12 protein-coding genes are annotated in these 12,759 nt (G+C 35.7%); 2 read left to right on the top strand and 10 right to left on the bottom strand.

The features are described 5' to 3' along the window. Positions 1-340: 340 nt before the first annotated feature. On the bottom strand, positions 341-1,165 hold the full coding sequence (locus ACFYKT_RS14585) for a DUF2785 domain-containing protein (RefSeq protein ID WP_389220986.1): 825 nt from the start codon (positions 1,163-1,165) through the stop codon (positions 341-343). Between the two features lie 290 nt (positions 1,166-1,455). After that, positions 1,456-2,271, bottom strand: a complete 816-nt coding sequence (locus tag ACFYKT_RS14580; protein ID WP_389220983.1) for a sulfite exporter TauE/SafE family protein — start codon at positions 2,269-2,271, stop codon at positions 1,456-1,458. A gap of 114 nt (positions 2,272-2,385) precedes the next feature. On the opposite strand from ACFYKT_RS14580, the gene ACFYKT_RS14575 reads away from it, so the two are divergent. Further along, complete coding sequence (locus ACFYKT_RS14575) at positions 2,386-3,306, top strand: LysR family transcriptional regulator (protein WP_389220980.1); 921 nt, start codon at positions 2,386-2,388, stop codon at positions 3,304-3,306. 121 nt (positions 3,307-3,427) lie between these two features. On the opposite strand, the gene ACFYKT_RS14570 is transcribed toward ACFYKT_RS14575, so the two are convergent. From ACFYKT_RS14570 to ACFYKT_RS14545, 6 genes are all read right to left on the bottom strand, one after another. Further along, the gene (locus ACFYKT_RS14570) at positions 3,428-3,817 is read right to left on the bottom strand and encodes an NUDIX hydrolase (protein WP_389220977.1); all 390 of its coding nucleotides are present in this window, start codon (positions 3,815-3,817) and stop codon (positions 3,428-3,430) included. Positions 3,818-3,908: 91 nt separating this feature from the next. Then, positions 3,909-4,355 carry a hypothetical protein gene (locus tag ACFYKT_RS14565; RefSeq protein WP_389220974.1) on the bottom strand — a complete coding sequence of 149 codons (447 nt, stop codon included), beginning with the start codon at positions 4,353-4,355 and terminating at the stop codon, positions 3,909-3,911. Between the two features lie 124 nt (positions 4,356-4,479). Beyond that, positions 4,480-4,674 (bottom strand): hypothetical protein, encoded by a 195-nt coding sequence (locus ACFYKT_RS14560; protein WP_389220971.1) that lies wholly within the window; start codon positions 4,672-4,674, stop codon positions 4,480-4,482. 171 nt (positions 4,675-4,845) lie between these two features. Beyond that, positions 4,846-5,751, bottom strand: a complete 906-nt coding sequence (gene spoIIP, locus ACFYKT_RS14555; RefSeq protein WP_389220968.1) for a stage II sporulation protein P — start codon at positions 5,749-5,751, stop codon at positions 4,846-4,848. Next, positions 5,741-6,277, bottom strand: a complete 537-nt coding sequence (locus ACFYKT_RS14550; protein ID WP_389220965.1) for an RNA polymerase sigma factor — start codon at positions 6,275-6,277, stop codon at positions 5,741-5,743. Before ACFYKT_RS14550 ends, spoIIP begins: the two co-directional genes overlap by 11 nt. 191 nt (positions 6,278-6,468) lie before the next feature. Next, positions 6,469-6,753, bottom strand: a complete 285-nt coding sequence (locus ACFYKT_RS14545) for a hypothetical protein (RefSeq protein WP_389220962.1) — start codon at positions 6,751-6,753, stop codon at positions 6,469-6,471. A 259-nt stretch (positions 6,754-7,012) separates the two neighbouring features. Between ACFYKT_RS14545 and ACFYKT_RS14540 the strand changes: the two genes are divergently transcribed. Next, the gene (locus ACFYKT_RS14540) at positions 7,013-7,540 is read left to right on the top strand and encodes an ECF transporter S component (protein WP_389220959.1); all 528 of its coding nucleotides are present in this window, start codon (positions 7,013-7,015) and stop codon (positions 7,538-7,540) included. 165 nt (positions 7,541-7,705) lie between these two features. Here ACFYKT_RS14540 and ppsA read toward each other — a convergent pair whose 3' ends face one another. Beyond that, positions 7,706-10,306, bottom strand: coding sequence for a phosphoenolpyruvate synthase (ppsA, locus tag ACFYKT_RS14535; protein ID WP_389220956.1), 2,601 nt, complete (start codon positions 10,304-10,306; stop codon positions 7,706-7,708). Positions 10,307-10,413: 107 nt separating this feature from the next. Continuing rightward, complete coding sequence (gene helD / locus ACFYKT_RS14530; protein ID WP_389220953.1) at positions 10,414-12,750, bottom strand: RNA polymerase recycling motor HelD; 2,337 nt, start codon at positions 12,748-12,750, stop codon at positions 10,414-10,416. Positions 12,751-12,759 lie beyond the last annotated feature (9 nt).

Genomic DNA, 12,759 nt, shown 5'->3' with positions numbered 1-12,759 from the left:
AACTGTAAAACGTCGTGTCTCTAGTTGTTTGCTCCACCTTACTAATAAGTAAATAATTATTATTGCGCTAATTGTAATATGTAATGGTGGGAGAACAATAGCATAGCGTCCAAATTTAAATTCCATCCTGTAAAACACTCCCTTTTTAAGAAGTTCTTCACTTTGATATCCTTTATGCATATTGTTTCTTAAACAATCCAGCTTTTTTTCTTTCGTGCAATTCATCTTGAAGAAACATGCCCGTTTGCCTCATAAAGCAGTCCTTCATCACAAAAAAGGAAAGGTAATTCCATTCTTTCATGATAGCGTTTACAATCATTTGATCACAATTTTTGTTTCCCTAAATTTCTGCGAGGCATTCCTCAATACTCTTTTGAAGGGATACAAATTTAGAATTTCTATAGATTTTCATATGAAAACTTTTTAAAAATGTCTTACAGTTAAAAAGTAAGAACAAATACTTTTCATCTACTATTTGTTCTCTCCGAACACTCAATTCTATTGGTATATTTTGTATTAAAATTTCTATCTCACTTACTTCTAATCCCTTATTTAACATTTCTAAAATTGGTATTAAAATTCTTTCATCTTCATCATGAATATAGACACTATCAGAAATAAATATCTTATTCCATAGTGAATGTAGAATTTCTCTATAAAACTCTTTATTGATTTTTGGATTCTTCACAAGTTCATCAAAAGTATCGGCTACATGGGCAACACTATGAGCCCATCCCTTGTCAGCCACATATCCCCTTAAATCTTTTTCAGAGTTAATATAATGAATTAATTTATCTTTTATTCTATATATCATGCTTTGAGATAGAAAATTATCTTCAATATCTCTACCTAGAATTAATGCTATTAATAGTGTTGTAAAAGACCTTGTAAAAACTGTATCTGTTCCATTTTCACCTATTCCTTTAAATAAATATTCATTTAAACAAGCATCTAATAGGTCTTTCAGTAGCTCATGTTCAATTTGATTGCTTTCAATAATTAACTGATAAAATAAGCTATAAATCAGTTGGTCTCTAAGTTTACTATCCGTTGAACCAATATGCTCAATCATTGATCCGACTATAGTAACTTTACTGACATCTTCCCAATTTCTGCTCCCATTTTTTAATTCCTGTAAGACTGTTTTCAATTCAGTTGCATTCATTATATGCATTCCCCCTTGGTTAATATGGATGATTTCTTCAGGAAGCCGTTGTTTTCAGGCCAACCTTTAATAATCTAGCATTGGGATTCCAGTTAAACGGTGATAACATCCATGGATATATTGGGTTCATTTCTTCCTTATATCCCTCCATATCTAAAATGATTTTACCATCAATAACCAATTTTTGCAGAATTATTCTGCCCAGCATATTCGAAGAATATCAAAATTATATTAGGATTGCTCGTAAACTAATGATTGAAAAAAAAAATTCCTTGTATAGAAATTTATAGTTATATAATTTTATAAACCATCTGTGTAATCAAAAAGCACATAATTGTAATTAATAATGATTTCGCTATTTTCAATGGAACTTTAGGTAAAACAAGTAAGCCTATTTGAGAACCGATAATGGAACCACAAGCCATTGCTATGGCGTATGACCATTGAAGGAAGCCAGTTTGATAAAAAATAATAAATGCGCCCACACAACTTCCAAAAATCAAAACCCTTGTTAGTTGCACCGCTTTTAAATAAGTTAGTTGTTTATTCATGTAATATAGAATGCCAAATGTGGATGAGCCGGGACCAAATCCTCCATCATAAGCTGCTATAGAAAAGAGAATGAAGGGTGCCCATCTATTTTTAGTAGATTCATGATAACCACATTGAGCCCTTTCAACCCATCCCTTATTTTTAAAGGTAACAACTAAGGCAATAGAAAGGAGAATAATCGCAAACATATTCATCGTATTTTCAGAGAGCTGAGCTGTAACTAGAGCCCCTCCAATTCCTCCTAAAAATGCTACAAATAAGTGTGGAATGATTGTTTTAATACTTAACTGTTTATGGTGGATAAGATAGAATACACTTGAAACTGCTGCAATACCCGAGGAAAATTTATTTGTTGCAATACTTGTTTGAATAGGAATCCCAATTAACATCATCGCCGGAAGTGTAATCAGTCCTCCTCCACCAGCTAAAGTCCCAACAAAAGAAGAAAGGTTTCCAATAAAAAACAGAATAATTAGGTGTTTGCTTAAGGATGAAGCGCTTATTAAAAGGATTACACTGGTAAGTAAAAGAACTGTAATCATTAGTTTTTTCATCATATTCTCCTTTTCTATCGTTATTGATAATCAAAGGATATATAATAACTTTAAATAAATCTAATATATGTTTTTAGTAAACTGATAAATTATTTTTATGAAAGGATTTTGATTATGAATCTTCATGCATTACGTATCTTTATCAAAGTAGCTGAATTAAACAGTGTTACAAAAGCTGCAGATGCCCTCTCGATCAGCCAGCCAGCAGTAACCGTTCAAATTAGAAATTTAGAAAATGAAACGGGACTAAAACTAATTGAAACCCAAGGAAGAGGAATCAAGCTTACAAAAGAAGGAACGTTTTTGGTTGGACATGCTGAAAGCTTATTTGATATGGAAAAGGATATTGAAAATAAGCTTCAACAGCTTAAGAATGGAGAAATACAAGCACTTCGAATAGCCTCTACATATTTGCCAGCCAATTTTTTATTACCTGTTTGGCTAGCAAAATTCAAAATGAATTACCCATCAGTAAATGTGAACCTATACAGTGGCAATTCGAATCAAGTATTAGAAAACTTGCTTCACTACAAATCTGATATTGCTTTTGTGGTGAATGAAGAGTGTAATAATCCTGAAATTCATCTTGATCACCTAATGGATATTGATTATTGGTTTATTGTCCCACAAGGTCATAAATACGATGGACAAGAAGTTTCATTAACCGACTTGATGATGGAGCCGTTTTTATTAAGAGAAGAAGGAAGTTCCACGAGGGAAATCCTATTCTCATTATGCAAAATTCATAGAGTTCCTAACCTCAATATTGGATTACAATATCATGGTCTAAATGAATCAATTCGTTCAGTCGTTGCTGGGTATGGTACAATGCTAGCTCCGGAAATAGCAGTCAGGGACTATCTGAAACGAGGGGAAATTGGGAAAGTATTTGTAAAAGGAATTGAGGTAAGACGACCTGTGTATATTTGCAGCCGTAAAAGAGATAAAGAATTAGCTTTGAATCTAAAAAGATTTATTGATTATGTGAAAAGTAGTGCAAAGGTTGAAAGCTCCCTTTCAGATAAAAGTATTTAAATTACATGACCTAAGACTGCATTTTAAATAAAAGACTGCGGCTGCCTTATTATTATAGATTCTAGTATATTGCTCTTCACATAAAGAAAGAGCGTAATTCTTGTTGCAGAATTGCGCCCCTTTACTTGAATAAAGTTTTTATTTTTTCGGCAACTTCATTTGGTTTAACATCAATGAATGGTAAATCATCTATATCCACCCATATAGGGAGGTAAATCCCTTTACTTTCATCTGAAAATTCTTCGCCTTGACCAGTACCGAAAGTTCCACCAACGATATCCCCTAAAAAGAAAAATTGCTTACCATTAAAATCAATTTCAGCAATACATTCTTTTACATCAATATCAATGCCTAACTCTTCATAAACTTCTCTTTTCGCTGCTTTCTTAGGCGTTTCATCTTTCAACATCCCTCCACCTGGAAAGACATAATAACTTACACCATTTTTTATTCTTTTAATTAATGCAACTTTTTTATTTTCAATAAGAACAGCAGAACCTCTAACTCTCATACTAGGTACCTCTTTCTTTCAGTAATCTGCCCCGATCGTTTACCATAAGCATTCCTCTTTTTATTGTATTCTACCTCCATTACATATACTTTTAATCTTTGTACCTATTCCATTCTGTTATCCATTTAGATCGAGCGAAGATAATTGCTTTATCAATTGATGAAATGTTTTGTTCAACCCAGTATTTCCCTCCTTCTCTCGGGTCAGGAGGTATCAGTCCTACACTACTAAAAACTCCAACATAATCGAACAAAACATTTATTACAGCTTCCTTAAGTCCCAAGGCTTGGAGATAATGAACAACATTAATGTCTTCTTCAGTAATTTTGCCATTTCGTTCTTTTATGTAATCGACTGGTATAAAGTTTGTAATCTGTTTAATATAACATTCTTCAGACGACATACCAGTTCTGGCTTTGAAGTTTTTTTCGTTCCATTCCTCAATTGTAATCCCATGAAGCTCTTTAAAATGATCATTTATAGTTCCATCATGTACTACTCTGCCATTGAATTTTTTTAACTCATTTTTATCAGCCATTAACTCATAGACCTCCCCTCCTCCCTAATTCATTGTTTGGAGGATTTTATTTTGATAAGCCGTAAATAATAAATTCACCCATTAGAATGTAGCAAACAATCAATGGACTAGAAAATGGTCTCGTTCAATCCATAACAATACTATAGGAAATATTAAGTTTATCCCAAACCCAAGCATGAAAAATTTCATCTATAACTTTTTTTAATGCTATATCATCCAAATCCTCGTCAATGCTTAATTTTTCAAAAGTGAATGTTTCTGTTGCTTCTACACCTTCAAAATTTGTACTTCTAAAAGAAAAAGTAACTGTTTTCCCCATTTATGTGTACCTCCTATTTAAAGCCTGGTAATAATCGAATCTAATAAACAGTTCATTACTCCCTCATACTCAACTAGCCTGCTTAGTTAGTTCAACAAAAAGAGCGTTAATCCTTTTTTGATTAACACTCCCGATTATTGATTATTAGGCAAGTAACAGATCAACTGAGAGTTATTTCACTGCCAAAAGTATTTCTTCAATAACCTTTGCCAAGGCATCTACTGTCCTATATTCCTCTTCCAAAGTATTTTCAACTCCACCAATATTCATTAGTACGGATTCACTTTTTAAATCTTGATTGTAGGTACTTTGGTTTCCTGGGTTTGATTTAACAAAGACTCCCATTGACAGATTCGGATAGTTCTCTTCCACTTTCTTATGAAGTTTTTCCGCAAACTTTAAATTATCTTCGTAATTAGCAGTTGATTTGGATATAACGAAAGAAACTGTTGCAAAATCTTTTCCATTTATTTTCGTAGTAGTGTCATGTCTCTTCTTCGAATCTCTGTGAATATCAAATACCATTTTAATACTTTTATTCGATTCTAAAATATTTGATAAAAATTCCCTTGAAACGGTATATGACTTTGAAAAAGCTAATCCTCTTTTCTCCAAAGTACGCATAACATCTCTATTTTCATATATTGTGCTAATATTCTTTTCATTTAAAGACTGACTAAATCTTTCCCCCACTAAAGTAATATTCTTTGATTGATGATAGGCTTCATTCGGATCTGTCACTTGGGTTTCAGATATAAATGATTCAAGATCATGTGAATGGTAAATATAGATTAATGGTTTCTCCTTGTTAACTGGAGAAATTGAATTACTCTCGCCCAATGAAGATAGTGTATTATAAATGAGTTCCCTTCCACTATAAGGGAATATTAAAAGAACGGCGATCATACAAACAAGAATCCCGCCTGCAGTAATTGTTATCCATTTATAACCTCTTTTTCTATTCCATTGTTTTGCTGCTTTTCTAAGATGTAACTCCGTATTAGCAACAAATTCTGGCCCAGGATTCATAGAATATGATTCTTTAATTAAGCTAAATAGCTCCTTATCAGTTTGCATTTCCCATTACCTCCTCGGCATCCATATTTAGCTTCTTTTTGAGAATTTTTAAAGCCCTATGGTAATCTACTTTTACCTTGGATTCACTGCAATGAAGAACGTCAGCCGTTTCTTTTATTGTCAATTCATTAACACCTCTCAAGATTACTACAGCTCGATAATCTGGTTTTAATTTTGAGATTGCTGCATGAACGATTCTTTTCACTTCATTTTGTTCAATGAAATCATCAGGCTCCATTTCAGATGAAGGCAATTGTTTATAGAAACCTTCCTTAAAAATTGAACTAAATCTTTTCTTTCGGTAATGATCAATTGCCGTATGTTTTGCAATTGAAAAGATCCAAGTCTTTAAATTTCCAGTATTATAATTAGAAAGATTATTCAATACACGAACAAATACTTCTTGAGTTAAGTCCTCCGCGTCGTTTTGATTACCAGTAAAACAAATAAGAAATCGATACACATCCAAATAATGCCGACGATAAACTTCAATTATGCGGTCTTCTAAGTTCTCGTTAGTAGACAAAAGCTTCCCCCCTCAATTATGTACTCGCTTATTAATCGTTTGAGTTAGCGAAAAGGTTACAGAAATTATAATTAATTACAAATATTTTATATGCTATATTGTCCGTGATAAACGATCTTGCTCATTTATTAAACCAATAAAAAAGCGATCTTCTCCTTGGAAAGATCGCACCCAGTAGTGATAGATAATTATTATTGCTCTGTCCAAATTTTATAAATGATTCGCCCGTCTAATTTCGAATGTTCCGTACGTACATTGACTTGTAAATTATTATAAGCAGCCCATTGAGGCATGAGAACTTCTAAATGTTTTATTACCTTTTTATCAGGGGTTGCATATCCTACATCTTGTTTATAGCCAAAATATGCAATAAAATCGGGATAGATAGAGTCTGCCCATTTTTCAGCTTCAAATTCCGAATCAAAAATACGATTATCCTCTTTGCAACTTCCATTTACCCATTTAATATGATTCATTGGTTCACCCTCTTTCTAGTTTCCAATAAGATAAATATATGCACAAATGCCTCTTCTTTATATTAACTTCAACAAAAAAAACGTTAATCCTTTGATCAATGCACACATTCATTCTCTAATTACTTATAGTTTTAGTAGAGAATTGTATCAAATCCATTCAAAGTAATAAAATATATATCTATATCACTATAATTTATCGTTTTCCCATTTATTTAATATCGGATTGTATGATATTATATAAAAAAAACGAGGTACTCATATGAATTCAACATACTTAGCAACAGAAACAACCAAAACAAAAACCATGATTATCAATGCACTATTCATCGCATTAACTCTCTTAGCCACGATGTTCATAAACATCAAGCTCCCTATAATGGGAAACGGAGGACTAATCCATCTAGGTAACGTGCCTCTTTTTATTGCTGCCTTTGTTTATGGCAAAAAAACGGGGGCAATAGCAGGCGCTTTCGGAATGGCCTTCTTTGACCTTCTATCTGGCTGGGCTGTATGGGCACCATTTACATTTGTCATAGTGGGTGTCATGGGTCTATTAGCAGGACTTATAGCTGAAAAGGCTCCTGGAAATAGGGTACTAGTTTACTCTCTTGCCGCTGCAACTGCGCTAATAATAAAAGTGATTGGCTATTATTTTGCAGAAGTGATAATTTACGGTAACTGGATACTGCCATTCGGCTCTATCCCAGGAAACATTATGCAAGTCGCAATCGCAGGAGTAATTGCAATTCCTCTTGCAGGACGCTTAAAGAAAATTGTTAACAGATAACAAAAAACGTGAATGATTACTATAAAAGTAATCAGCACCAAAAATGGAAAAAGAGAGGGTATTCCCTCTCTTTTTTTCATATAATTTAGATAGGAACGGTCAGACATCACTCAAGTAACCCCTTATTGATGCTACAAACTAATTAATGATGGACGTATTCAGCAATTATACTAATTCGATATATCCTTCTGTTCCATGCACCCGAATTCGCTGCCCATCTTTTATCAGTTTGGTGGCATTTTCTACCCCTACAACTGCTGGTAAACCATATTCTCGTGCGATAACTGCCCCATGGGTCATCAATCCGCCAACTTCTGTGACAAGTCCCTTTATAGAAACAAACAATGGTGTCCAGCTAGGATCAGTAAAGGATGTGACTAAGATATCCCCCTCTTCTAAATTAGCTTCTTCCATATTTAAGATGACACGAGCGCGCCCCTCTATAACTCCTGAAGAAACAGGAAGACCTTGAATCGCTTTGGCTGGGAGATTTTCACGTTTGTATTTTCCTGCAATGATTTCACCATCAGACGTAATCACACGTGGTGGGGTTAGTTTTTCATATAATTTGTACTCATCTTTTCGTTTGCTGATAATCGCATAATCCAGTTTATTTGTGCGTACGACTTCGCTAAGTTCTTCAAAAGTGAGGTAGTATATATCTTCTTTTTCACGAATAACGCCCTCTTGTACAAGTTGCTTGGCTTCTTTCAGTAATGCCTTTTTATAAAGGAAGTAGCGATTAACCATACCGTATTTTGGATATTCACGATACCCGATGAAATTCCTGATTAAATCAATCATTCGTTTTGTTTCTTTGGCTTTTTGTTCACCATTTGGTAATTGCTTCAATCGATCCAATATCTCTTGTTCTTTTTTCAAGGCAACACGTCGTCCTTGTTCAAATTTCCTATGGCTGGCATTAGGCTCAAAATTTTTAATATTCCCCAGAATCATAGGGACAAGCGTAATTGGTTTTTCACTCCAACGAGTTTTCGTAATATCGATTTCTCCAGCACATCGCATTCCGTATTTTTTGAGATAGGCTATTATTGCATCTTTGGTTTCCTCTCCACCATCAAACATAACCAGTTCATCCAGAAAGTTATCATCTTTTACATGTTGTAAATAATCAATTACTTTTGGATAAGGGCGAATCACATCTGCGACTTCCATTAACTCCAGACCCATTTCTGAAGTAATATTATTGGGAACTGATTGAGAAAGTGTATCTGATGCGTTTTTTTCACCTAACCACTTGTTCATGTTTTCATTGATCCATGTTGAAGCATCCTGTGCCGCCATAAATACAGCTGTACTTTGTGGATCAAATAAAATCCTCTTTAATTCCTGAATATCTTCTAGAATAAACTCAAGTAAATCTATCCCTGACTTCGTTTGGATGTTTTGTTTTAACTCTTCTATAGATGTTTGACTACGTTTAATCAATTCAGAAACGATTGTCGGATCGTTTCCAATTTCTACTGGAAAATCTGTGTTGTTTCTTCTGGGAATCGGTGCTTTATTATCATTTGGTAACGATTTTATAAAATCTCCACGCTCAATAATATTCATAAGTGCGTCTCTCATGAGCGGTTCATGTTGTCCCATAGTATTTAATAAAATGGTTCTACTGATAGGTGAGGCCAGTTGCAGTGTAACATCAACAAACAACCTTCCACCAGCTATGCGCATCGGGGCAGGAGTCGTTAACAGCCAAAAAGATAAGCCCAATGGTTTCATGGCATCAGTCATCATTTGCTGATGACCGACAGATACATAAACGTGATTTTCTTCATCATTCGCTTCAGGGATGGGATATAACGTCGTGATTGGACGACTCTGGACAATATAAAATGTATCATCAGCTAAACACCATTCAATATCCTGTGGGAAACCAAAATGAGCTTCGATCTGTCTACCGATACTTGCTAATTGTAAAATCTGACCATCAGTCAAAGTTTGTGTCTTTTGCTGATCCTCATCGATCTGCCTAGTTTCTGTTCCGCCTTCTTCTCGTCCGTAGATAGCCAATTTTTTGGCTGCAATCCTCTTATCGACGATTGTATCTTTCCGTACTTTATAACAATCTGCAGATACCAAGCCGGAGACTAGTGCCTCTCCAAGACCAAAACTGGCATCAATAGATAGCACCTTTCGGTTAGAAGTAATTGGATCAGCAGTAAATAAAATTCCTGAAGCCTTCGGGAAAATCATCCTTTGAACGATTACAGATAAATAAACTTGACTGTGGTCAAATCCCTTTTGTATTCGGTAGATTACCGCGCGATCCGTAAATAGGGAAGCCCAGCATTTGCTGATATGCTGCAAGATGGCATCGACGCCGATGATATTTAAAAAAGTATCTTGTTGGCCCGCAAAAGAGGCATATGGTAAATCTTCAGCAGTTGCACTAGAACGTACTGCATAAGCATGTTCCACGCCAAACAGGGAGAGATATTGAGTAACGGCTTTCACAACATCTGTAGGAATTTCCACTTCTAGAATGAGTTTTCGAATCTTCCTGCTGATTTCACCAATTTGATCCCGATCCTCTACTTTTAAACTTGTTAGTTGTTCCAACAAAGCTTGAAAAGTTTCGTTTTGTTCGATGGCTTTTAGATATCCTGCTGTTGTAACACAAAAGCCTTCGGGGACTTGTATTCCTTCTATTTTAGATAACTCTCCTAAATTTAGCCCTTTTCCGCCAACAAGAAAAAGTTGTGTGTTTTCCATTTCCTGAAAACCGAGAACAAGAGAACTCATTTCTACATTCCCCCTTTTTTATTTCTCTGATATATTTAAACCTTTTCAATTTTTTATGTCCTTCCATTGTCAAAAAGCAGGCATTATGAAAATTTTAAAAAACGAAATCAAGTTTGGATGAAACCATCCCGTAATACGTTTTTCAAAAATGGGCTCGGTTTACCTACGCTGTAGAGCTGCAAATAATGCATAGCTCTGGTGCAAGCGGTATAGAAAACTCTGCGTAGAGACTCATCACCGTATACATCTTGTGAAGCATCATAAATGATAACTGCATCGAATTCTATGCCCTTAGATAAATAGGACGGTACTACAACGACTCCTTGTTCGTATTCAATCGAGTTACTCTTCAAGAGTTTAATTTCATCGATGTCAGACAAGGCGTTGTATGCACGTAAACTTTCCTCTGCAGATTTGCATATAATCGCAATGCTATTAAACCCTTGACCTCGCAAATCTGCGACTTTGGAGGCAACGCTACTGTGCAATTCTGCATGATCAGCCACATTTTTTAGCACAGGTCGTTCACCATCACGTTCAAAAGGGATAATTCCTTCACCGTTCGGAACGAGTCTTCGTGTAAATTCAATAATCGGTTTGGTGGATCGGTAGCTCCGTGCTATATTGATTATTTCTGTTTCATCAGGACCGTATAAGTTGGTCAGGGTGTTAAAATCAACCATTTCACTGGCATGGGCAAATATTGCTTGATTAAAGTCACCGAGCACTGTCATTCTTGCCGCAGGAAACAACCGCCTTAAAAACTCAAATTGAAATGGGGAATAATCCTGAGCCTCATCAACAACAAGTTGTTTAATTGAACTGTTCGTCTGAAAGCCTAGAATCAGCTCTTTCAAAAGTAAAAACGGAGTAGCATCCTCATAAAATAGTTTGCCTTCATCTAGCATTTCCAGCGTCACTTGACAAATATCCGCTAACGAAGCTGGTGTCTCCCCTTCAATCCAATCATTGATTTTTATTGAATTAGTAAAAAATTGCTTATACATCCCCTTCATATCAACAAAACGAAATGTTCGTACTCGTTTTCGTAACGGCTTCAATTTCTGATGAACAATCAATCTGGCAAGTGCATCTGGCTCGATCTCATAGTCGGCAATCGATTCTTTTCTAAAGCCACGTTTTTTCGCTAAATAGCGATGTGCCTTATGGTAATCGTCGTTGCTAAGCAGCTCAATCTCCTCTTGAACCCACAGCTTATTCCGTTCGACCTTTTGGGTCTCATTTATTTTCTCAATGAGCCAATCTTTCAGCCTTTCAAGTCTATTATGGAAGCGGAGTGAAGGATCATGACTGTAGAACCTTTCTGCTATTTGTTGTGCAGTTACGATTGGTTTTCCTCTGAAGTTAATGTCCTGAAACAACATGCCAGAAACTTCAAGTGACTGTCTGTATGATTTAATCGCATCAAAAAAACGGGTAGATGCTTTGAATCGGATACTAGCAATCCTAGACCTGTACGAAGAAGTATTTGCAGCTGTTAAAACATATTCTAATTGATCAAATGGATTTTCGACTTCAAACTCTCGACTCAGACGATGGTCCAAGTATTCCTGAAAAGTAACCTGTTGCATATTTTCTTCGCCGAGTTCCGGCAGCACATTCGACACATAACTATTAAACATGGAATTAGGAGAAAAAAGTATGATCTGATCAGCATTCAGACGATCTCGATATTTGTAGAGCAAATAAGCAATTCGCTGCATGGCTGCCGATGTCTTGCCACTGCCAGCTGCACCATGGACAATGAGCAGCTTCCCTTGATCATGACGGATGATCCGATTTTGCTCCTGTTGAATGGTTGCTACTATATTGTGCATTTGTTTGTCGGTCCCTTTGCCCAATACTTGTTGCAAAATCTCGTCTCCAATGGTGAGGCTCGTATCGAACATAGATTGAAGAACACCACCGCGGATGAGATATTGCCACTTTTTCTCCAATATGCCATGGATTGTGCCGCCAGGTGTTTCATACTTAACTGGACCAGGCTGGTAATCGTAGTAGACACTTGAGATTGGAGCCCTCCAGTCATAGATGAGGAAATCTTCGCCATTGGGATCAATAAGCGAAGAGATACCAATATAAATTTGTTCCTGAGTTGAAGTCCCTTCCTCAATTAAATCAATCCGGCCAAAATATGGATTCACTTGCATTCGGCCCAGTGTGGACAAGCGCTTGGATGCATGTCTATGGGCACTTTGGTTTACCGACAGAGCTTGTGCCTCTTGCCTCAAGCCGATAATGGTCTCAAGATAATCATCAAAGGTATCCGTATTCACCTTGATTTCATCCCAAAAATGTTTGCGGATATTAACCACTTCGCTTTTACGCCTAGAGGTTTCTTCCTCCAACCTGTTAATTTCCTTCTTTATGATTTCCATTACACTATCTACTCGTTTTTGTTCTTGCTGAAATTCCAAATTCAATTGCAAACA

The organism is Cytobacillus mangrovibacter, from assembly GCF_042865275.1.
GTDB lineage: Bacteria > Bacillota > Bacilli > Bacillales > Cytobacillaceae > Cytobacillus > Cytobacillus mangrovibacter.
Note: the sequence above shows the minus strand (reverse complement) of the source record. Positions and strands in the feature narration are given on the sequence as shown.